Below are 21,287 nucleotides of genomic sequence, written 5' to 3'. Positions count from 1 at the left end.
CCAGCTCGTGCCCCTCGATGCCGCGCGGAGAGGCCTGAGCAGTGCCGCCGGGGACGGAGCGTGCGACTCTGCGGGACGTCTGCCGGGAAAGCGCCGGCAACCCCTCCGATGCCCGTCCCCGGTCGGCCTCCCGACGGCCGGCTCCGGCCTACCCGCGGCGGGTCCGGCGCGCACCTGGCCCGTCCTCTCTCCCCCGGCCGGCCCGGCCCACCCCTCGCCACACGCGCCACAAGCCGAAAGGGCCGACCCCCTCTGTATGAGGTGGCCGGCCCTCGCCAAGCGTTGTCGGTGGTGTTACTTCCTGCGGCCGCGGCGGCTCTTCGCCTGCTTGCGGCGCTCCGCGCGGGTCAGGCCGTCCGCCTCGGAGCGGGCCGGCTCCTCGTCGTCGTAGGTGAAGTCACCCTCGACGAGGCCGCCCTCGCCGTCCACGGTGGCCGCCGAGAAGTGCATGCCCCGCCGCTGCGGCGCCTCCAGGCCCTTGGCACGGATCTCGGGACGGGAACCCGCCTGGGCCGGCACCGCATCCTGGACGCTGTCCGCGACCGCCTCGGAGTCCTCGACCGGGACCTCCTCGACCTGCTGCTCGACCTGGACCTCCAGGTTGAACAGGTAGCCGACGGACTCCTCCTTGATGCCGTCCATCATCGCGGTGAACATGTCGAAGCCCTCGCGCTGGTACTCGACCAGCGGGTCCTTCTGGGCCATCGCGCGCAGGCCGATGCCCTCCTGGAGGTAGTCCATCTCGTAGAGGTGCTCGCGCCACTTGCGGTCGAGGACCGACAGCACGACCCGGCGCTCCAGCTCACGCATGATCTCGGAACCGAGCTGCGTCTCGCGCGAGGCGTACTGCTCGTGGATGTCGTCCTTGATGGACTCGGAGATGTACTCGGCGGTCAGGCCCGCACGGTCGCCGGCCGCCTCCTCCAGCTCGTCGATGGTGACCTTCACCGGGTAGAGCTGCTTGAAGGCGCCCCACAGCCGGTCGAGGTCCCAGTCCTCCGGGAAGCCCTCGGCGGTCTCCGCACCGACGTACGCGTCGATGGTGTCGTCCATGAAGTGCTGGATCTGCTCCTGCAGGTCCTCGCCCTCCAGAACGCGGCGGCGCTCGCCGTAGATGACCTCGCGCTGCCGGTTGAGCACCTCGTCGTACTTCAGGACGTTCTTACGGGTCTCGAAGTTCTGCTGCTCGACCTGCGACTGCGCGGACGCGATCGCGCGGGTGACCATCTTGTTCTCGATCGGCACGTCGTCCGGCACGTTGGCCATGGACATCACGCGCTCGACCATCTGGGCCTTGAACAGGCGCATCAGGTCGTCGCCGAGGGAGAGGTAGAAGCGGGACTCACCCGGGTCGCCCTGACGGCCGGAACGACCGCGCAGCTGGTTGTCGATCCGGCGCGACTCGTGCCGCTCGGTACCGAGGACGTAGAGGCCGCCGAGGTCCTTGACCTCCTCGAACTCGGCCTTGACCGCATGCTGGGCCTTCTCCAGAGCGGCCGGCAGCGCCTGCGCCCACTCCTCGATGTGCTCCTCGGGGTCGAGGCCGCGCTGGCGCAGCTCCGCCTCGGCGAGGTCCTCGGGGTTGCCGCCGAGCTTGATGTCGGTACCACGGCCGGCCATGTTGGTGGCCACCGTGACGGCGCCCCGGCGGCCCGCCTGCGCGACGATCGACGCCTCGCGCTCGTGGTGCTTGGCGTTGAGCACCTCGTGCTGGATACCGCGCTTGGAGAGCTGCTGCGAGAGGTACTCCGACTTCTCGACGGAGGTCGTGCCGACCAGGATCGGCTGGCCCTTCTCGTGCTTCTCGGCGATGTCGTCGACGACCGCCTCGAACTTCGCGACCTCGGTGCGGTAGATCAGGTCGGACTGGTCCTTGCGGACCATCGGCCTGTTCGTCGGGATCGGAACCACGCCGAGCTTGTAGATCTGGTGGAACTCGGCGGCCTCGGTCATGGCCGTACCGGTCATGCCGGACAGGCCGGGCTGTTCCTTGCCGTTGTGGTCGTGGCGCTTGTAGAGGCGGAAGAAGTTCTGGAGGGTGATCGTGGCGAGGGTCTGGTTCTCGTCCTTGATGTCCACCCCTTCCTTCGCCTCGATCGCCTGGTGCATGCCCTCGTTGTAACGGCGGCCGGCGAGGATACGGCCGGTGTGCTCGTCGACGATCATGACCTCGCCGTCGAGGACGACGTAGTCCTTGTCCTTCTTGAAGAGCTCCTTCGCCTTGATGGCGTTGTTCAGGTAGCCCACCAGAGGCGTGTTCACCGACTCGTAGAGGTTGTCGATGCCCAGCCAGTCCTCGACCTTGGAGACACCGGACTCGTGGATGGCGACCGTGCGCTTCTTCTCGTCGACGTCGTAGTCGCCGGTCTCCTCCTCGCCCTTGAGCGGGTTGCCCGCCTCACCCTTCTTCAGGCGCAGGACCAGCTTGGCGAAGTCGCCGTACCACTTGGTGGCCTGGTCGGCCGGGCCGGAGATGATCAGCGGCGTACGGGCCTCGTCGACCAGGATGGAGTCGACCTCGTCGACGATGGCGAAGTTGTGGCCGCGCTGGACGAGCTCGTCCTGGGCCCATGCCATGTTGTCGCGCAGGTAGTCGAAGCCGAACTCGTTGTTCGTGCCGTAGGTGATGTCGGCCGCGTACTGCTCGCGGCGCTCGGCCGGCGTCATGTTGGCGAGGATGCAGCCGACGTTCAGGCCCAGGAACTTGTGGACGCGGCCCATCATCTCGGAGTCGCGCTCGGCCAGGTAGTCGTTGACCGTGATGAGGTGGACGCCCTTGCCCGCGAGCGCGTTGAGGTACGCGGGCAGGGTGCCGACGAGGGTCTTGCCCTCACCGGTCTTCATCTCGGCCACGTAGCCGAGGTGGAGGGCCGCACCGCCCATGATCTGCACGTCGTAGTGGCGCTGGCCCAGGACGCGCTTGGCGGCCTCACGGACGGTGGCGAACGCCTCGGGGAGCAGGTCGTCGAGGGTCTCGCCGTCTTCGTAGCGCTGCTTGTACTCATCGGTGAGGGCCCGCAGCTCGGCGTCGGAGAGGTCGACGAAGTCCTCTTCGATGGAGTTGACCTGGTCCGCGATGCGGTGCAGCTTGCGCAGGATCTTGCCTTCGCCTGCACGCATGATCTTCGAGAGGACGGACACGGGGGTTTGTCTCCTTGCCGGTCGGGCCTGGGACGGTCGGTTTCCATTTGACGTACTGAGCAACGGCCATCGTATGCGAGGACCCGGCCATGCCGGGAGGCCTGGCGGCCCGACGACCGTCCACCGCTCTCCTGAAGGCTCGGCGAGCCCGATTCATGTCACTTTTCCGGGTGGTGTCGCCGGATCTCTGCCGCTTCATACGGGACAACGGCCGGGGTACACGGATAGTGCCGCATCAGGGTAAGGAATTGCGCGAAAAGTGATCACACGCTCACGGAACGCGAAATGAATGGCGGCCCGGCCGCCCGGCCGAGCAGAATCGGCCGATGGAACCCGTCACGCTCACCACTCCCCGTCTCATCCTGCGCGCGGTAGGCCCGCAGGACACCGAAGCGGTGTACGCGGCCGTCCAGGATCCCGACATCCAGCGCTGGACGACGATCCCCTCGCCCTACCTTCCGGAGCACGCCCGCGGCTTCACGGAGCAGATGGTCCCCGACGGCTGGTCCGAGGGTTCGATGTTCACCTTCGGCATCTTCCTGCCGACCGGGGAGCTGGCCGGGATGCTCGCCCTGACCATGCGCTCCCTGGGCGCCGCGGAAGTGGGCTTCTGGACCGCCAAGGAGCACCGCGGCCGCGGCTACACGACCGAGGCCACCCTCACGGCCGCCCGCTGGGCCTTCACCCAGATGGCGATCGACCGGGTCGAATGGCGTGCCGAGGTCGGCAACGGCGCCTCCCGCGCGGTCGCGGAACGCGCCGGTTTCACCATCGAGGGCACGCTGCGCTCCTGCCTCAACAACAAGGGCGTACGACGGGACTGCTGGGTGGGCTCCCTCCTCCCCTCGGATCTGGGCCTGCCCTCGGCGGCGCCGTATCTGCCGGCCCCCGCGCAGGGGTGAAGTCCCAGCTCACGCCGGGCTGTCAGTGCCACCCTCTATCGTCCGGCCCATGACGACCCTCCCGCGCCCCACCGCCGCCCTCTCGGCGGACGAAGCCCGCCGTATCGCCCTGAGGGCACAGGGCTTCCTCGGCGCTCCCGACCGCCGCTCGGGCGTCCGGGGCGTTCTCCGCCACCTCGGCGCGGTCCAGCTCGACACCATCTCGGTCCTCGCCCGCTCCCACGAGCTGATTCCGTACGCCCGCCTCGGCCGCGTCGGCCGCAAGACGGTCGAGGCCGCCTACTGGACGGACACCCACGCCTTCGAGTACTGGTCGCACGCGGCCTGCATCCTCCCCGTCGAGGAGTGGCCGCACTTCGCCTTCCGCCGCCGCGCCTACCGCGACCGCCCGCACTGGGGGCATGAGCTCCCCGAAGGCGTCTACGACCAGGTCATCAAGCAGCTGCGCAGCGAAGGCCCTCTGACCGCCACGGAGTTGGGCGGCGCGAAGAGGACCAGCGAGTGGTGGGACTGGTCCGGCACCAAGGTCGCCGTGGAGCGTGCGCTGATGTACGGCGAGGTGGTGTGCGTCCAGCGGCGCGGCTGGAAGCGGGTGTACGACCTCGCCGAGCGCGCGATCCCGCAGGCGCTGCTGCACGACGAGCTGGACGACACGGAGTGCCTGCGCCGCCTGGTCGGGCTGGCCGGGCAGTCGCTGGGCGTCGGCACCCGCGCGGACATCGCCGACTACCACCGGCTCAAGGGCGAGCAGGTCGACGCCGTGATCGCCGACTCGGGACTGGTCCCGGTGGAGGTGGAGGGCTGGTCCAAGCCCGCCTGGGCGGATCCCGCGGTCCTGGCCACGCCCCCGCGCGGCCGGCACCGTACGACCCTGCTCTCCCCTTTCGACTCGCTGGTCTGGGACCGGGCGCGCACGGAGCGGATCTTCGGCTTCACCCACCGCCTGGAGGCCTATGTCCCCAAGCCGAAGCGGGTGTACGGCTACTACGCGATGCCGGTGCTGGCCGGCGGCCGTCTCGTGGGCCGGGTGGACCCGGCGCGCGAGGGGAGCGACATCCTCGTGGCCCGCCAGGTCACGCTGGACGGTTCGAAGGCGATTCCGGCGGTGGCGGAGGCGCTGGTCGAGGCGGCGAGCTGGGTGGACTGCACCACGGTGCGTGTGGAGCGGGTGGACGCCCCCGAGCTGCGCGAGCCCCTCCTCAAGGAAGTGACCCGCGCCCTGATCGCCGCGCTGCGCTGACCGGCGTCGGTGCCGGTGTCGGCACCGGCCTCAGCGGATCTCGAGGATCTTCTCCCGCATCGCGTAGACCACCGCCTCCATCCTGGAGTGCAGCTGCAGCTTCTCCAGGATGTTGCGCACATGGTTCTTCACGGTGTTCTCGGAGATGAACAACTCCTTCGCGATATCGCGGTTGTTCATCCCCGTGGCCACGAGCTTGAGCACTTCGAGTTCACGGTCGGTCAGCCGCGGCGCCGGCACCAGTCGGCGCTCGTCGGTGCGCTGGATCATCGACTTGAACTCGGTGAGGAGTTTCGACGCCATGGACGGGCTGATCTGCGACTGTCCGTCGGCCACCGCGCGAATGGCGGTGGCCACCTCGTCGGTGGAGATCTCCTTGAGGAGATATCCGGTCGCGCCCGCCTTGATCGCTTCGTAGAGATCGGCCTCTTCGTCGCTGATCGTCAACATGATGATCTTCGCGCTGGGTGCGACCTCCTTGATGGAGGTGCAGGCCTCGATTCCGCCGCGTTTGGGCATCCGGACGTCCATCAGCACGATGTCCGGCAACAGGTCGGCGGCCTTGTCGACGGCCTCGGCGCCGTCCCCCGCCTCCCCGACGACCTGGATGTCCTCCTCGGCGGCGAGCACGATCTCCAGACCGCGGCGGAAGAGGGCATGGTCGTCCACGACAAGGACCCTGATCGGTTCCTTGCGTGGAGTGCCGTCCGCGTCCGGGCCCATGCCGACGACGCCGCCGTCGGCATCCTCGTCCTGCATCGGTCCGAAGCTGTCCGCCATCGTTCCTCCCCCTGAAGGCTGTGGCCTGTGGTGCTGTGCCATCGCCAACCCAAGGCAGCGGGCCACCGGTTGGACCGCCCTGGCCATGATTCCATGCCCGGGCGACAACGCGGTGACAGAGCGGGGCGCGAAGTGGTCGCACACCGGTGCCCCTGGGGGCGCACACGCGCTTCCAGGGGCACAGGCTCGGCTGCCTGCCGCTGGGGTCAGCCGCCCAGCGTGCCTCCGGCCGCCGGAGGTTGCGCCTGGGCGACCATCGGGTCCGTGCTGAGGTGGATGACACCGTAGTCGTACGCGTGCCGTCGGTAGACGACACTCGGCTCCTTGGTCTCGGAGTCGACAAACAGGTAGAAGTCGTGTCCGACCAGTTCCATCTCGTAGAGAGCCTGGTCGAGGGACATCGGGGAGGCGACGTGGGTCTTCTCGCGGACGACGAGGGGGCCTTCGCCCTTCACTTCCAGGGAGCCCATCTTCTTGGTGGGCACGCCGTCGGGCTCTTCCTCGTGGAAGGGGCTGCCGTTCCCATTGAGCGTCGCCGCGCCCGGGACGTGGTCGGCGACCTCGGCGGCCGGGATCCGCTGTGCGCCGCGGCGCGAGTACCGCTTGTCGTGCTGCTTGCGCAGTCGCGCGTCCAGCTTCTCCGCCGCCAGGTCGAGTGCCGCGTACGGGTCACTGGCCGCTGCCTCCGCCCGGATCACCGGACCGCGGGAGCGGAGCGTGATCTCCACTCGGTCGCAACGGTCGGCCTGTCGGGGGTTGGGCTCCTTGGACACCTCGACGTCGAGGCTGATCACCTTGCCGTCGAGCTTCTGGATCTTCTCCAGCTTCAGCTTCTCGGCCACGTGCTTGCGGAACCGCTCGGGCACCTCGGTCTTGCGGCCCTTGACGACGATGTCCACGCAGAACTCCGTTCCCGGATCGCTCCGCTCCACAGGCGGAGCATCTCCCTTTTGCACCCAACTCCGGTGAACCCCGGAGCCTCGGACTCGGCGACTTCACCTCCTCCTCCCCCATGGGCAAGATCTGCACCCCAGCACCGCGATGATTACGGAAAACCCGCGGCACGGCATTCGGATAGAGGAGACATGGCCTGCGGCTTTCTCCCTCACAACCGAACATATCTCGCCCGGACGGATGTCGTCACCCTCTACTGATGCGTACCTCCATTCAGGTGAATTGACCCTGTCACTACCTGCAACGATGGACGTTCACAGTCAGTTCCGGTTGATTTCGAAAGAATCTGGCGCCGCCGCGACCACAGCCGCATGGATCGGCCACCCGAGGGCGTTCGCCTCGGCCTTTCCCGGTGCGTCCCGTGTCCACTTCGCTCGCGCTTCCCTCGCTCCGGCCGTCCGTTCCTCCCTTCCTTCCCAAGCCGGGCGCCGATACACGGCCGTTGTCTCCTCTCCTGCCCTTCCTGACCCTTCTGGCCCCATCGCCTCCCGCACCGCGCGGGCCGCTTCCGCAAGCGTCGCGCCGGTCGTGACGAGGTCGTCGACGAGCACGACAGAGCCCCCTGCGAGCAGCCGCGCACCGCCCGCCGACACCTCCAGCGCGCCCGCGAGATTGACCCGCCGCTGCCGTGAGTTGAGCCCCGACTGGTCGGCCACCGCCCGCCGCTGCCGCAGCACCGGGGCCACCCGGGCGGAGGCCCCGCTCCGCCGCAGCTCCGCGGCCGCCACGAGGGCGATCCGCCGCACCGGATCGTGCCCCCGCGCCCGCACGGCCCACGGCGCGGAGGGCACCGGGACGAGCAGCACGGGTCCGCCGGCACGGGCACCGCCGGCCGGTCCGGCGGTCACGCCGCCGGTGCCGCCACCGGCACTCCCGGTCGCCCGGTCGGCCCAGGAGGCCACGATCCTGACGCTCCGGGCCGTCCGGACCGTCAGCGCCTCCAGGAGCCCGGCGTGCACCGCTCCCGCCAGAGCCGTCCCCAGCGCCCCGACGAGCGCCAACGCGCCCCTTTCCTTGTGGGCGAGGAGAGTCGCCCGTACCTCGTCCGCATAAGGCGCCGCCGCATACACCGCCGGCAGCCCGGGCGGCTCCGGCACCGGTCGCACCCGGCGCGGTACGGCCCCGCTCAGGGCGGCACGGCACCCGTCGCAGAGCACCGTGCGAGGCGTCCCACAGCCTCCGCACTCGGCCGGTAGCACCAGGTCGGTGAGGTCCTGCCACCACCCCCGCATGTGCCCACTGTGCCAATGCCGGGCCGGACCGGCCACCCCTGTGGACAACTGCCTGTGGACAACTCCACGCGACACGCACAGCACGTCACCCACGTAGGCGAGAAGGCGGCCACTCCGTCCGACAACGGTCGCCCGGGGCACACAAATGGCGGTCGCCCGAGGCACCCGGCATCGAGCGGCCCCGCTCGGAGTGCACGCAGAAGCGGCCGTGCCGGTTCGGCGCCGAACCGGGACGGCCGCTCACGCGGTGGAGGTGACTCAGCCCGGATAGACCGGCGCCGACCCGTCCTTGACCACCTTCTGCCACTGATCGCCGGACGGCAGCCGGACGATCCCGTCGTCCTGCGAGTCGGCCACCAGCGGCACCCGGTCGTCCTCGGACGCGGCGATCGCCCGGACGCCCGTCAGGGCCGCGGGCGCCGGCCCGTCCGGAGTGGAGCCGTCGATCTGGACGTACCGCGTCTGCTGCACGCCGCCCTGCTCACGCCCGACCACCACGAGCCGGCTGTCCCCGGCCCAGGACATCGCGGTGACCTCCTCGGAGCCGGGGGTGGCGGAGCGCAGTTCGAGGACCGAGACCTCCTGCTTGTCATCGGACTTGGTGCGCTCGATCCGCCCGACGAGCAGCGACTGCTCGCCGTTCTTCTCCACGACGAGCGCGATCCGCACCCCGTCGGCGGCGACCCGGACGTCCTCGATACGGCCGTCGAGCTCGGGGATCTGCACGGCCAGCGGCTGACCGACGCCCTGCGCCAGCATGTACAGCTGCGGCTTGTCGGGATTCCGGTCGGCCACCCACAGGTCGCCCCGGGCGTCCCAGCTCGGAGCCGTCAGCCGGTCGTCCTCGGTCGCACCGTTACTGGTCAGCAGGGCGTTCCCGAGCGAACCGTCCGACGTGAGCGAGGAGACGTACAGCGCCTTGTCGTCGCTGGTGACCCCGGCGGCGGTCCGCTCGTCACGGGCCACCGCCACCGACCGCAGCGGCTTGGTGCCCGCGCCGAACGGACCGGGTACCTCGACCGCGCTGGTGCCGGTACCGCCGGTGGCCATCCGCACCAGCCGGTGCTTGCTGTCGAGAAAGTACAGGTAGTCGGGTCGCTTGGTGGACGGGCGCCAGGCGATGCCCTCGGCGTCCTCCTCGTTGACGTCGCACATCGGGCCGCCGTTCACCGACTGCAGCGCGACCGAGCCCACCGTGGGCGTCAGGTTCCGCACCGTGAACAGCAACTGGGCCGCCATCTCCGTGCACTTGGCCGAACCGATCCGGGACGCCTTGACGTTCAGCGGCACGGTGAGCCGGTTCTGGTCGTCAGGCGTCAGCCCGGACACGCCCTTCTTCAGCGCCGTACCCGTCGGGAAACTCGATCGCACCACCGGGCCGAGCCAGGAGGTGGGGCCGTTGAGCAGCGAACGCACCAGCTGGGTCGTCGGGTCCACCCGGCTGCGGACGAAGACGGGATCAGCGACCGCCACCGGCTGCCCGGTCTCCCCGGCCGAGGTGTCCGAGGCGAAGTAGTACTTGTCGACGGACGTGTAGTTGCGCTGGAAGTCCGACTGGCCCATCACGACACCCTGCGGCAGCGAGTCGATCCGCCACTGCCCGCTCTTGGCGTCCTTCGTCAGATGCACCGTCTTGCGGTACGACCCGTCGGCGGGCGTGTACGCCTGCTGCGCGTCGACGGTGGCCACCTGGCTGCCCTGGATCGCGTAGGCGATGCTGTCGGCGTCCTCCCGGCCCGCCGGGCGCGCGGCGGTCTGGATGCTCGGCCCGTTCGCCAGCACCGTGGCCTGCAGCTCCGGCCGCCAGGTCTTCGCGGCGGCCGTGGTCAGATACTTGCGCGCGGTGTCGTAGTGCGGATCGTCGCTGGTCAGGGCCTCCAGGAAACCCTGGACGATCTCGGTCGACGAGGCGTCCTGCTGCGGCGGCATGGCAAAGACCCGCACCTGCGTGTCCTGCCGTGGCGTGGACTCGACGTCCTGCAGGTCGCCGCTGTCCGGCATGGAGGCACAGCCCGCCAGCAATACGGCCCCACAGGCGGCGTACGCCACCGCACGCACCGGTCGGCGCCGGGCGCTCCCCTCGCGGTCAGCGCCCACGAAATGCCTCCCCTGGCTTGTTCGGCTCCTCCGGCCCGGCGACGCTCCCGTCGTCGGCCGCGCCGGTCTCTGACGTGCTCTCCTGGCGCCGTGCGCCCCCGGTGGGCCTCGGCACCACGCGGGCGCCATTGCCGGGCAGGGCGGTCGGGTCGGCGGTGGGAGCCACGGTGGCCACCCGCTGCGGAATCGACGCGAGCGGCGACGCCTGGCCGCCGGGCTGCACCGGCACGGTCGCCCGCTTGTCCCCTCCACCGCTCGGCAGACCGGCGTCGTTGAGCCCCCGGTTGCGCCGGGAGTCCTTGGGCTCCAGCGGTATCGGCGAGCCCCGCAGCGGCTCGTCCGCGGTCCTCGGCAGCGTCAGCCGGAACTGCGAGCCGCCGCCCGGCTCCCCCCACGCCTGCAGCCAGCCACCGTGCAGCCTGGCGTCCTCCAGGGCGATCGACAGCCCCAGGCCCGTACCGCCGGTGGTACGGGCGCGCGCCGGGTCCGCCCGCCAGAAGCGGCTGAACACCCGGGTCGCCTCGCCGGGCTTGAGCCCGACGCCGTAGTCGCGCACCGCGACCGCGACCGCCCCGCCGGCCGCGGCCAGCTTGACGACGACGTCCTTGCCCTCACCGTGCTCCACGGCGTTGACGACCAGGTTGCGCAGCACCCGTTCCACGCGCCGGGCGTCCGCCTCGGCGACGACGGGCTGCAGATCGCCGACCACGCGTATGTGCGTGCCCTTGCGCTCCGCGAGCGGCGCGGCCCCGCTGACCACCCGCCGTACGACCTCCCTGAGGTCTATCGGCTCGGCCTCCAGCGCCGCCGCGCCCGCGTCGAAGCGGCTGATCTCCAGCAGGTCGGCGAGGAGCGACTCGAAGCGGTCCAGCTGGTCCGCGAGCAGTTCCGCGGACCGCGCGGTCACCGGGTCGAAGTCCTCACGCGCCTCGTGGATGACGTCGGCCGCCATCCGTACGGTCGTCAGCGGCGTCCGCAGCTCGTGCGACACGTCCGACACGAACCGGCGCTGCATCCGCGACAGGTCCTCCAGCTGCTGGATCTTCAGTTGAAGGTTCTGCGCCATCTTGTTGAAAGCCTCGCCGAGCCGCGCGATGTCGTCCTCGCCGGTGACCTTCATCCGCTCCTGGAGCCGCCCCGCGGAGAGCCGCTCGGCGATCCCGGCCGCCATCCGCACGGGCGTGACGACCTGCCGCACCACGAGCCAGGCGATGGCCCCGAGGAGTACGACGACGAACAGCCCGGCGGTCGCCAGCGTGCCCTTGACCAGGCTGAGGGACTTCTCCTCCTGGGTAAGCGGGAAGAGGTAGTACAGCTCGTACGGGTCGCTGTTCGGGTCGTTGACCTGCTTGCCGATGACCAGAGCGGGCTGCGACTCCTTGTCGTCCGTGTAGATGATCCGGGTATAGCTCTGCGCGGCCGTCGTGTTGCCGTTGATCCGCGCGCGCAGGTCGTCGGGCACGCTGGCCGTCGGGTCGACCTGCCCGGAGGCACGCGTACGCCCGCCGCCGCTGTTGTTGTTGCCCGCGGGCAGCGTCACCACGTCGAAGGCGCCCTGGCCGCCGCTGGAGAGCGAGTCGACCAGGTCACTCATCCACGAGGTGACGTTCTGCGACTGCCGTCCGTCCGCCGACGCGGCGGTGTCACCGGTGCCGGTCGCGGCCTCGTCGGCCTTCTGCTTGGCCACCGCGAACCCACCGGTTGCCTGGCTCTGCGAGGCCTTCACCTTGGCGTCCAGCAGGCCGTTGCGGACCTGCCCGATGACGACGAAGCCGAGCAGCAGGACCACGCCCAGCGACATCAGTAGGGTCGTGACGACGACCTTGAGCTGGATGTTGCGCCGCCACAGCCGCATGACCGGCAGCAGCGGGCGCCGCACCCAGCGCATGAAGAGCCGCAGGACCGGGCTGCCCTGGACTCCGCCCTGGAGCAGTCCGCCCTCGAAGAGCAGCCGCCAGCGCGAGCCGGGCCCCTTTCCGCCGACAGGCCGCCCCGGACGGTCCCCGGACCGGCCGGGGGCCGAAGCGGCACTGTCCCCGGACATGTCAGCTCGGTCCAGCCTTGTATCCGACACCACGGACGGTCACCACGATCTCCGGCCGCTCCGGGTCCTTCTCGACCTTGGAGCGCAGCCGCTGGACGTGAACGTTGACAAGACGGGTGTCCGCCGCGTGCCGGTAGCCCCAGACCTGCTCCAGGAGCACCTCACGCGTGAACACCTGCCACGGCTTGCGGGCGAGCGCGACCAACAGGTCGAACTCCAGCGGGGTCAGCGCGATCGACTGCCCGTCCCGCTTCACCGAATGCCCGGCCACGTCGATGACCAGGTCACCTATGGCGAGCTGCTCCGGCGCCGGCTCCTCCGACCTCCGCAGCCTGGCCCGGATCCGGGCCACCAGCTCCTTCGGCTTGAACGGCTTCACGATGTAGTCGTCCGCACCCGACTCCAGGCCCACGACCACATCGACGGTGTCGCTCTTCGCAGTGAGCATCACGATCGGCACCCCGGACTCCGCCCTGATCAGACGGCACACCTCGATACCGTCCCGGCCGGGCAGCATCAGGTCCAGCAGCACCAGATCGGGCTTGGCCTCACGGAAAGCAGCCAGCGCCTTGTCGCCGTCGGCTACGAAAGACGGCTCAAAACCTTCACCACGCAGCACGATGCCGAGCATCTCGGCCAGTGCGGTGTCGTCGTCGACGACAAGGACTCGTCCCTTCATAAACGACATCATCCCATTCTCATAACAGTGAAGGTTGCGCAGGTGACCAGGCTCACCGGCCAGTGACCCTAGCCGCTGGGGGCCGTCACTGTCTGCCCCCGTCCGTCGGCGTTGATGTCAGTGACGGATGTCAGCTCGGCTGACGAGCATGCAGCGCAGCCCAAGCTGGGCCGTGACGGCACACCGCCAGCCACCAGCGGTAATCGGCGCTCACGCGCCTCAACAAGCGGTACTGGGGCACCCTTCGCGGCGCCTGCGGCAACGCCGTGATGGCGACGAGGGTTGCAGTCGCGGTGCCGAAGGATTGCGGTGATGCTGTCAGGTGGAGCGTGGCTGGCCTCGCACGGGCAGTGTGCGTGGGTGACCGCGCTGTACAGGAAGGGTGCTGCCATGACAACGGTGCCGGACAGGACACGGAGAGGCCCCGGAAAGCCCGGCAGCGGCGAAACGATCAATGACGCCTCCTCGTTCGCAGGGATCATGATGCTGCTCAGCGGGCCCCTCAGCATTCTTATGGGCGCGTCCGGCATCGCACAGGACACCCTGTTCGCCGCATCCCGGTACGCCTACCGGTTCGACCTGACCGCTTGGGGCTGGATTCACCTTGTGATCGGAGTGGCACTTGTCATCACCGGCCTGGGAGTCCTGACAGACCAGAACTGGGGGCGCGTGGCCGGTGTAGCGGTGGCAGGGATCAGCCTGATCACTCAGTTCATGTTCGTTCCGTACTACCCGTTGTGGGCCATTCCTGCGATGACACTCGACCTCCTGATCCTGTTTGCGCTGACGAGGGTCCATATCGAGACCAGGGGCGGCCGGTGAACCCAGCACCTCATCCTCCGCCGCAGCAACCCACCACTCTCCCGGCTCCCATCCCGCGCACGCCACTGCACGCCTCGGCGATACGGCGGGTGGGGACGCCGGCGCTGATGGCCTCCCCTGCTCGTGTTCCCTCGGCTCACACAGCCCCGGCAGGGCTCCCGAGGGTGCCCACTACACCGTGAGCCTGCGACTCTCCCTTGACCCCGACCAATGCACATGTGGGGGCACCGGGTGGCTGGACGGCGGCTTCTACGCCCGGCAAGGGGAAGTCCGTCTCGCAGCAGACGAGCGGTGCCCCCTCCATGCCGCCTGATGTGGCATTGCCTTGATGTCAGCCGGAGATGTCACGGCCCCTCGGAATGCGAATCGCCGCAGGTGGAGGGGCCATTTCCGTCAGTCGAGCCGACATCGTCCCATTAGCTGATCGTTACCTGGCGCGACCTGGCACACAACTCGGCAAGTGCCTCTGCCGTCACGGGCGAAACGACGCCTTCCTCGGTGACGATCGCCGTCACCAGGTCCGGCGGCGTCACGTCGAACGCCGGGTTGTACGCCTGGGTTCCCAGGGGTGCCACCGGAATCCCGCCTCCCGCTCCCGTCACGGGCGCCTGCGGTGCTGTGACCTCGGTCACCTCAAATCCGGGGCGCTGTTCGACCTCGATGGCCGCCCCGTCCGGTGTCTCCGGATCCACCGTCGTCACCGGGGCCACCACGATGAACGGCACATGGTGGTACCGCGCGAGCACCGCGAGCGGATAGCTCCCCACCTTGTTCGCCACCGATCCGTCGGCCGCGATCCGGTCCGCCCCGATCAGCACCGCGTCCACCTCACCCGCCGCGAACAGCGAACCGGCCGCGTTGTCGGTGAGCAAGGTGTACGCCATACCGCTGCGAGCCGCTTCGTATGCCGTCAGGCGAGCACCTTGCAGCAACGGACGCGTCTCGTCCACCCAGAGCCGCCTCAACCGCCCCGCCCGATGAGCCTGAAGGGCCACCGCGAACGCCGTGCCCTCCCCTCCCGACACCAGCGAACCGGTGTTGCAGTGGGTGAGGATCCGGTGCCCTCCGCCCGGCAGCAGCTCGTCCAGCAGCGCGAGCCCGTGCCCGGCCATCCGGACGCTGGCCTCGGCGTCCTGCTGGTGCAGGGCCCGCGCGGCCACCAGTGCCGCCGCGGCCGCCGCCCCGGTGTCCCCGCCCTTGGCCAGGGCCGCCCGGTACGCCGACGCGGCCCTGCGCACCCCTACGGACAGATTCACCGCGGTCGGCCGGGCACTCGCCAGCGCCGCCGCGGCCTCGTCCACGTCGAAGCCCCGCGCGGCGGCTAGCGCGATGCCGTACGCCCCGGCTATCCCGAGCAGCGGCGCCCCGCGCACCGCGAGCGAACGGATCGCCTCCACCAGCGCCGGCGCGTCCGTGCACACCAGCTCGACCTCCTCGGTGGGCAGTCTGGTCTGGTCGAGAAGAACCACGACAGGACCTTCGGGAGGCTCCTCCCACCGGATCACGGCCATCCCCGTCGGCCTCTTGTCCTCGCCGGTTTGCGCGTACTGATCAGCCATGCCGTCAGTCTGCCCCGTATCCCGCGGACAATTGAAGGTGCGCAGCCTCTACCGCGGCCGGTCACTGGGCGACCGCCCCATGGCACGATGGCTGCCAACCTGCCACCGCGACCGCGGACGGGCACCGTGAAGGAGCTTCGATGAACGACACTCCGGGCTGGGCCTCGCCCGGATCCGCCCCGTCCGACGGGCGGGAACCCGGCGCGTCCGCCCCTGCCGACCGCCCTGTTCCCGCAGTGCCTGCCGAACAGCCCGCCGAACAGCCAGGCACGGATCCAGAGGGTTCCGGTTCGAAGTGGTCGAAGGAGCAGCCGCCGCCCAGCCAGTGGTCCGCGCCCACGGGCGCCCCGGCACCAGGCCAGGCACCGCCGCCCCCACCCCCCGGCCCCGGCTGGGGCGGCCGGCCCCCCGGCGGCGGTCACGGAGGCCCCGGTGGACCCGGCGGTTACGGTCCCCCTGGCGGATACGGCCCGCCCGGAGGTTACGGGCCGCCCGGCGGATACGGAGCCTGGGGCGGCGGCTGGGGCGGTCCCCCGCCCGCCGCCAAGCCCGGTGTGATCCCGCTCCGCCCGCTCGGTGTGGGCGAGATCCTCGACGGTGCCGTCTCCACCATGCGCACCCACTGGCGCACGGTCCTCGGCATCTCGCTGGCCGTCGCCGTCGTCACCGAGGTCGCGGTGATCCTCCTTCAGGGCCTTGTCCTGAACGACACCGAGACCACCGACTCCCTCAGCGACCCGAGCGCCTCCCTCAGCGAGGTGTCCCGCGCCGCCGGCGAGGTCATGCTCAGCTCGGTCGCCGTCCTGCTGATCTCCCTGGTCGGGACCATCATCGCGACAGCCCTGCTGACCACCGTCACCAGCCGCGCCGTCCTCGGCAGGTCCGTCAGCGCCGGCGAGGCCTGGCGCGACGCCCGTCCGCAGGTCCTCAAACTGTTCGGCCTCATCGTCCTGATGGGGCTCATCGCGGTCGGCGTCCTGCTCGTGGGAGCGCTGCCCGGCATCGTCGTCGCGATCGCCGGCGGTCCGGGCGGCGCCATCGCCGCACTGCTCGTCCTCGGCATCCTCGCGGGCGCCATCGTGACCGTGTGGCTGTTGATCCGCTTCTCCCTGGCCTCGCCCGCCCTGATGCTGGAGAAGCAAGGCATCACCAAGTCGCTGGGCCGCTCCGCCAAGCTGGTCCGCGGCTCCTGGTGGCGGGTCTTCGGCATCCAGTTCCTGGCCACGATCATCGCCAACATCGTCTCGTCGCTCGCCGTGGTCCCCTTCACGGTGCTCGGGGCCTACCTCGGCGGCGACGGCTTCAGCGGCTTCCTCCAGGGGACCAACAGCAACTACGGCTGGACGTTCCTCGTCGTCAGCGGAATCGGCTCGGTGATCGGCTCCATGCTCACCTTCCCGATCAACGCGGGCGTCACCGTGCTCCTCTACATCGACCAGCGCATCCGCCGCGAGGCCCTCGACCTCGAACTGGCCCGCGCCGCCGATGTCGAGGACTACGGCGCCGGCACCCCCGGCGCCGTCCCGGGGAGCTGATGTAGTGAGTCCGACGGGGGGAGTCCTCACAACGATGCCGGCAATCCTGCCGCGCGCCGTCGACGAGGCCGTACAAGGCCTGCTGCGGGCCCGTGACACAGCTCTGCTGTCGCTTGCCGGCTCGGGCGACAAGCCACCCGTGACCATTCCGCGCGACCCCGCACGAGAAGCGGCACGGCGTGAGCTGTCCAAGCGGATGTACCACGAGAACGACCCCGGGCTGTTCCAGCGCGCCCTGAACGCCGTCCTGGACTGGATCGACCGCCTGCTCTCCGTCGCCGCGTCCGCGACGCCCGGAGGCGCGCTGGGCCTCGTCGTCGTGGTCCTGGCCGTGATCGCCGTCCTGGGCGCCCTGTGGTGGCGCCTGGGCACCCCGCGCCGCCAACCGGCCTCCGCCGCCGCTCTGTTCGACGACCGCCCCCGCAGCGCCGCCGAGCACCGCGCCGCCGCCGAGGCCCACGCCGCCCAGGGCCACTGGAACCAGGCCCTCCAGGAACGCATGCGCGGTGTCGTCCGCGCCCTGGAAGAACGCGCCCTGCTCGATGTCCGTCCCGGCCGCACCGCAGACGAGGCCGCCGCCGAAGCCGGCCGCGCCCTGCCCGCCCACACGGACGGGCTGCGCGCCGCCGCCCGCGAGTTCGACGACGTCACGTACGGCGGCCGCAGGGCGACCCAGGCGTCGTACGAGCGCATCGCCGAACTCGACCGCGACCTGGAACGCACCAAGCCGGTACTCGCCACCAGCGCCCACAGCACGGCCCACAACACCCGCCAGGGAGCCGCCGAATGACCACCGGCGCAGTCATCCCGGCGACCTCCACGGCGCCCACCACCCGCCAGGTGTGGACCCGCACCCGAGGCATCGTCCTCGCCGTGGTGCTCCTCCTGGCCGGGGCCGTCGCCATCGCCGTCATCCGCTCCGACAACAGACACGGCGACCTCGACCCGCGCTCCGCCGACCGCTACGGCAGCCGTGCCGTCGCCGAACTCCTCGCCGACCGGGGTGTGTCCACCCGCGTGGTCACCACCCTGGCCGAGGCCCGCGCCGCGGCCGGCCGCGACACCACCCTTCTCGTCGCCATACCCGACCTGCTGACCCCGCACCAGCAGTCCCAACTGCGGGCGTCGACCGCCGGCTCGGGCGGGCGCACCATCCTGGTCGCCGCCGGTGGCTCGTCCGTCGAACGGCTCGCCCCGGGCGTCACCGCCGACCCCGCCACCAGCCTCAAATCCACGCTCGATCCCCACTGCGGCCTGGCCGAGGCCCGCCGCGCGGGCAGCGCCGACACCGGCGGCATCCGCTACACCACCACCCACCTCGACGCCGACTCCTGCTACCCCAGCCAGCGGCTGGCCACGCTGATCCGCGTCCCCACGGCCACCGGAGGCGGCGACACCGTAGTCCTCGGCGCCCCCGACATCCTGCTCAACGACCGTCTCGACGAGCAGGGCAACGCCTCGCTCGCGCTCCAACTCCTCGGCTCCCGCCCCCATCTGGTCTGGTACCTCCCCTCGCTCTCCGACTCCTCGGCCACCGGCACCGGCGAACAGAAGAGCCTCTTCGACCTGCTCCCCTCCGGCTGGCTCTGGGGCACGCTCCAACTCTTCATCGCCACAGCCCTCGCCGCCTTCTGGCGGGCACGCCGACTCGGCCCCCTCGTGCCCGAGAAACTCCCTGTGGCGATCCGCGCCTCCGAAACCGTCGAAGGCCGCGCCCGTCTCTATCGCAAGGCCAACGCACGCGACCGCGCGGCCGCCGCTCTTCGCTCCACCGCACGCACCCGGCTAGCCCCCCTCGTCGGCGTCCCCGTCTCCCAGGCGCACGCACCCGAGGCCCTGCTCCCTGCCCTGTCCGCCCAACTCCACGGCGACGGACAGACCCTGCACTCCCTTCTCTTCGGACCGCCGCCCGGCGACGACGCGGCCCTCATCGCCCTCACCGACCAACTCGACGCCCTCGAAAGAGAGGTACGCCGTCCATGATGGACCCGACCACTGACAACGCCGGGAGCACCGGGAACCCGGCCGACGCCAGGTCCTCCCTGGAGGCCCTCCGCGCCGAGATCGCCAAAGCCGTGGTCGGCCAGGACCCCGCCGTGACCGGCCTCGTCGTCGCTCTCCTGTGCCGCGGACACGTGCTACTTGAAGGAGTCCCCGGAGTCGCCAAAACGTTGCTCGTCCGCACCCTCGCATCCGCGCTCGAACTGGACACCAAGCGCGTCCAGTTCACCCCCGACCTGATGCCGAGCGATGTCACGGGCTCCCTCGTCTACGACACCCGCACCGCCGAGTTCTCCTTCCAGCCCGGCCCGGTCTTCACCAACCTCCTCCTCGCGGACGAGATCAACCGCACCCCGCCCAAGACGCAGTCGTCCCTCCTCGAAGCCATGGAGGAACGCCAGGTCACGGTCGACGGTACGCCGCGCCCACTCCCCGAGCCGTTCCTGGTCGCCGCGACCCAGAACCCGGTCGAGTACGAGGGCACATACCCCCTTCCCGAAGCCCAACTCGACCGCTTCCTGCTCAAACTGACAATCCCTCTCCCCTCCCGCCAGGACGAGATCGACGTCCTCACCCGGCACGCCGAGGGCTTCAACCCACGCGACCTGCGAGCCGCCGGCGTACGCCCCGTGGCCGGCCCCGCCGACCTCGAAGCTGCCCGCACAGCGGTCGCCAAGACGAGCGTCTCCCCCGAGATCACCGCCTACGTGGTGGACATCTGCCGCGCCACCCGCGAGTCGCCGTCCCTCACCCTCGGCGTCTCCCCGCGTGGCGCCACCGCTCTGCTGGCCACTTCGCGTGCGTGGGCCTGGCTGACGGGCCGCGACTACGTCATCCCCGACGACGTGAAGGCCCTCGCCCTGCCCACTCTCCGCCACCGCATTCAGCTCCGCCCCGAGGCCGAGATGGAGGGCGTGACCGCCGACTCCGTCATCAACGCGATCCTCGCCCACGTCCCGGTCCCCCGCTGATGCCGCTCACCGGACGGGCCGCCCTCCTCGCGGCAATCGGATCGATCCCCATCGGCCTGTGGGGACCCAGCTGGACAGGCATCCTCGCGGTCGACGGGTCGCTGGCCCTGGCCTGCGCCTGCGACTTCGCCCTGGCGGCTCCGGTACGACGGCTCGTACTGACCCGCTCCGGTGACACCTCGGCCCGCCTGGGCGAGACCGCCGACGTCACCCTGACGGTGACCAACCCGGCCGGCCGGCCGCTCCGGGCCCGCCTCAGGGACGGCTGGCCGCCCAGCAGCTGGCAACCCGGCACCGAGGTCGAGGCATCACGCCACCGCCTCACCGTCCCCGCAGGGGAACGCCGACGCATCACGACCCGGCTTCGCCCCACCCGCCGCGGTGACCACCAGGCGGACCGCGTCACGATCCGCTCCTACGGCCCCCTCGGCCTGTTCTCCCGCCAAGGCGGCCACAAGGTGCCCTGGACTGTCCGAGTTCTGCCCCCGTTCACCAGCCGCAAGCACCTGCCGTCAAAACTCGCCCGATTGCGTGAACTCGACGGTCGCACCAGCGTTCTCACGCGGGGCGAGGGCACAGAATTCGACAGCCTGCGCGAGTACGTCCCCGGTGACGACACCCGTTCCATCGACTGGCGAGCCACGGCGCGGCAGTCGACAGTGGCCGTACGCACCTGGCGCCCCGAACGCGACCGGCACATCCTCCTGGTCCTCGACACCGGCCGCACCTCCGCCGGCCGAGTCGGTGACGCCCCACGCCTGGATGCCTCGATGGACTCGGCGCTCCTCCTCGCGGCCCTCGCCTCGCGAGCGGGCGATCGCGTGGACCTTCTCGCCTACGACCGCCGGGTCCGCGCCCTCGTCCAGGGCCGCTCCGCGGGCGATGTGCTGCCGTCCCTGGTCAACGCAATGGCCACGCTCGAGCCCGAGCTCGTCGAAACCGACGCACGCGGCCTCACAGCCATGGCACTCCGTTCGGCTCCACGCCGTTCCCTGATCGTCCTGTTGACGACACTCGACACCGCACCTGTCGAACAGGGCCTGCTTCCCGTGCTCTCCCAACTGACCCAACGTCACACAGTTCTGCTCGCGTCTGTGGCCGACCCGCATGTCTCCCAAATGGCGACGGCCCGTGGGAACGCCGACGCGGTATACGAAGCAGCGGCAGCGGCGCAGGCCCAGGGCGAACGGCATCGGACCGCAGAGCAACTCCGTCGGCACGGTGTGACGGTTGTGGACGCGACGCCTGATGACCTCGCACCCGCGCTGGCGGATGCGTACCTCGCTTTGAAAGCGGCGGGCCGGCTCTGAAGATCGCACGGCAGGCCCGT

General features: G+C 70.4%; 16 protein-coding genes. 8 read left to right on the top strand and 8 right to left on the bottom strand.

The window, feature by feature from the left end:
• Window positions 1-294: 294 nt before the first annotated feature.
• Complete coding sequence (secA, locus tag EDD90_RS33020; RefSeq protein ID WP_123976539.1) at window positions 295-3,141, bottom strand: preprotein translocase subunit SecA; 2,847 nt, start codon at window positions 3,139-3,141, stop codon at window positions 295-297.
• A gap of 326 nt (window positions 3,142-3,467) precedes the next feature.
• On the opposite strand from secA, the gene EDD90_RS33015 reads away from it, so the two are divergent.
• Together EDD90_RS33015 and EDD90_RS33010 are read left to right on the top strand one after the other, a co-directional pair.
• Window positions 3,468-4,043 (top strand): GNAT family N-acetyltransferase, encoded by a 576-nt coding sequence (locus EDD90_RS33015; protein ID WP_123976538.1) that lies wholly within the window; start codon window positions 3,468-3,470, stop codon window positions 4,041-4,043.
• Between the two features lie 49 nt (window positions 4,044-4,092).
• On the top strand, window positions 4,093-5,283 hold the full coding sequence (locus EDD90_RS33010; protein WP_123976537.1) for a winged helix-turn-helix domain-containing protein: 1,191 nt from the start codon (window positions 4,093-4,095) through the stop codon (window positions 5,281-5,283).
• Window positions 5,284-5,313: 30 nt separating this feature from the next.
• On the opposite strand, the gene EDD90_RS33005 is transcribed toward EDD90_RS33010, so the two are convergent.
• The 6 genes from EDD90_RS33005 to mtrA all read right to left on the bottom strand — a co-directional run bounded on the left by EDD90_RS33005 (window position 5,314) and on the right by mtrA (window position 13,081).
• On the bottom strand, window positions 5,314-6,063 hold the full coding sequence (locus tag EDD90_RS33005) for a response regulator transcription factor (RefSeq protein ID WP_123976536.1): 750 nt from the start codon (window positions 6,061-6,063) through the stop codon (window positions 5,314-5,316).
• A gap of 206 nt (window positions 6,064-6,269) precedes the next feature.
• The gene (gene hpf / locus EDD90_RS33000) at window positions 6,270-6,962 is read right to left on the bottom strand and encodes a ribosome hibernation-promoting factor, HPF/YfiA family (RefSeq protein ID WP_260328265.1); all 693 of its coding nucleotides are present in this window, start codon (window positions 6,960-6,962) and stop codon (window positions 6,270-6,272) included.
• Window positions 6,963-7,277: 315 nt separating this feature from the next.
• Window positions 7,278-8,249, bottom strand: a complete 972-nt coding sequence (locus tag EDD90_RS32995) for a ComF family protein (RefSeq protein ID WP_123976534.1) — start codon at window positions 8,247-8,249, stop codon at window positions 7,278-7,280.
• Between the two features lie 258 nt (window positions 8,250-8,507).
• Window positions 8,508-10,346, bottom strand: a complete 1,839-nt coding sequence (locus tag EDD90_RS32990) for an LpqB family beta-propeller domain-containing protein (protein WP_123976533.1) — start codon at window positions 10,344-10,346, stop codon at window positions 8,508-8,510.
• Window positions 10,336-12,390, bottom strand: coding sequence for an MtrAB system histidine kinase MtrB (mtrB, locus tag EDD90_RS32985; protein WP_123976532.1), 2,055 nt, complete (start codon window positions 12,388-12,390; stop codon window positions 10,336-10,338). The genes EDD90_RS32990 and mtrB overlap by 11 nt, the downstream gene beginning before the upstream one ends.
• 1 nt (window position 12,391) lies before the next feature.
• Complete coding sequence (gene mtrA / locus EDD90_RS32980) at window positions 12,392-13,081, bottom strand: two-component system response regulator MtrA (RefSeq protein WP_187283109.1); 690 nt, start codon at window positions 13,079-13,081, stop codon at window positions 12,392-12,394.
• A 348-nt stretch (window positions 13,082-13,429) separates the two neighbouring features.
• Here mtrA and EDD90_RS32975 point away from each other — a divergent pair, with 348 nt between their 5' ends.
• Entirely contained in the window at window positions 13,430-13,891 is a 462-nt protein-coding gene (locus EDD90_RS32975) for a hypothetical protein (RefSeq protein WP_260328262.1), read from the top strand.
• 416 nt (window positions 13,892-14,307) lie between these two features.
• On the opposite strand, the gene mtnA is transcribed toward EDD90_RS32975, so the two are convergent.
• Window positions 14,308-15,450, bottom strand: a complete 1,143-nt coding sequence (gene mtnA, locus EDD90_RS32970) for an S-methyl-5-thioribose-1-phosphate isomerase (RefSeq protein ID WP_123976531.1) — start codon at window positions 15,448-15,450, stop codon at window positions 14,308-14,310.
• A gap of 140 nt (window positions 15,451-15,590) precedes the next feature.
• Between mtnA and EDD90_RS32965 the strand changes: the two genes are divergently transcribed.
• From EDD90_RS32965 to EDD90_RS32945, 5 genes are read left to right on the top strand one after another with little or no spacing between them, the layout of a single operon-like run.
• Window positions 15,591-16,985 carry a hypothetical protein gene (locus EDD90_RS32965; protein WP_123976530.1) on the top strand — a complete coding sequence of 465 codons (1,395 nt, stop codon included), beginning with the start codon at window positions 15,591-15,593 and terminating at the stop codon, window positions 16,983-16,985.
• A 34-nt stretch (window positions 16,986-17,019) separates the two neighbouring features.
• A complete protein-coding gene (locus EDD90_RS32960; RefSeq protein WP_123976529.1) occupies window positions 17,020-17,775 on the top strand; it encodes a DUF4129 domain-containing protein in 756 nt (251 codons plus the stop codon).
• Window positions 17,772-18,968, top strand: a complete 1,197-nt coding sequence (locus tag EDD90_RS32955) for a DUF4350 domain-containing protein (RefSeq protein ID WP_123976528.1) — start codon at window positions 17,772-17,774, stop codon at window positions 18,966-18,968. Before EDD90_RS32960 ends, EDD90_RS32955 begins: the two co-directional genes overlap by 4 nt.
• The gene (locus tag EDD90_RS32950) at window positions 18,968-19,957 is read left to right on the top strand and encodes a MoxR family ATPase (protein ID WP_123976527.1); all 990 of its coding nucleotides are present in this window, start codon (window positions 18,968-18,970) and stop codon (window positions 19,955-19,957) included. Before EDD90_RS32955 ends, EDD90_RS32950 begins: the two co-directional genes overlap by 1 nt.
• On the top strand, window positions 19,957-21,267 hold the full coding sequence (locus tag EDD90_RS32945) for a DUF58 domain-containing protein (RefSeq protein WP_123976526.1): 1,311 nt from the start codon (window positions 19,957-19,959) through the stop codon (window positions 21,265-21,267). Before EDD90_RS32950 ends, EDD90_RS32945 begins: the two co-directional genes overlap by 1 nt.
• The last annotated feature ends 20 nt before the right edge of the window (window positions 21,268-21,287 follow it).

The sequence above is a fragment of the Streptomyces sp. Ag109_O5-1 genome (assembly GCF_003814875.1).
Lineage (GTDB): Bacteria > Actinomycetota > Actinomycetes > Streptomycetales > Streptomycetaceae > Streptomyces > Streptomyces sasae.
The sequence above is the reverse complement of the archived record's forward strand: the minus strand, read 5'-3'. Positions and strand labels throughout refer to the sequence as shown.

Bases quoted from the DNA above. Each gene is read 5' to 3' on its own strand.
- mtnA (WP_123976531.1), bottom strand. From the start codon at position 15,450: ATGGCTGATCAGTACGCGCAAACCGGCGAGGACAAGAGGCCGACGGGG.
- mtrB (WP_123976532.1), bottom strand. From the start codon at position 12,390: ATGTCCGGGGACAGTGCCGCTTCGGCCCCCGGCCGGTCCGGGGACCGT.
- EDD90_RS32960 (WP_123976529.1), top strand. From the start codon at position 17,020: ATGCCGGCAATCCTGCCGCGCGCCGTCGACGAGGCCGTACAAGGCCTG.
- EDD90_RS32995 (WP_123976534.1), bottom strand. From the start codon at position 8,249: ATGCGGGGGTGGTGGCAGGACCTCACCGACCTGGTGCTACCGGCCGAG.
- EDD90_RS33010 (WP_123976537.1), top strand. From the start codon at position 4,093: ATGACGACCCTCCCGCGCCCCACCGCCGCCCTCTCGGCGGACGAAGCC.
- EDD90_RS32945 (WP_123976526.1), top strand. From the start codon at position 19,957: ATGCCGCTCACCGGACGGGCCGCCCTCCTCGCGGCAATCGGATCGATC.
- EDD90_RS32950 (WP_123976527.1), top strand. From the start codon at position 18,968: ATGGACCCGACCACTGACAACGCCGGGAGCACCGGGAACCCGGCCGAC.
- EDD90_RS33005 (WP_123976536.1), bottom strand. From the start codon at position 6,063: ATGGCGGACAGCTTCGGACCGATGCAGGACGAGGATGCCGACGGCGGC.
- EDD90_RS33015 (WP_123976538.1), top strand. From the start codon at position 3,468: ATGGAACCCGTCACGCTCACCACTCCCCGTCTCATCCTGCGCGCGGTA.
- mtrA (WP_187283109.1), bottom strand. From the start codon at position 13,081: ATGATGTCGTTTATGAAGGGACGAGTCCTTGTCGTCGACGACGACACC.
- EDD90_RS32955 (WP_123976528.1), top strand. From the start codon at position 17,772: ATGACCACCGGCGCAGTCATCCCGGCGACCTCCACGGCGCCCACCACC.
- EDD90_RS32965 (WP_123976530.1), top strand. From the start codon at position 15,591: ATGAACGACACTCCGGGCTGGGCCTCGCCCGGATCCGCCCCGTCCGAC.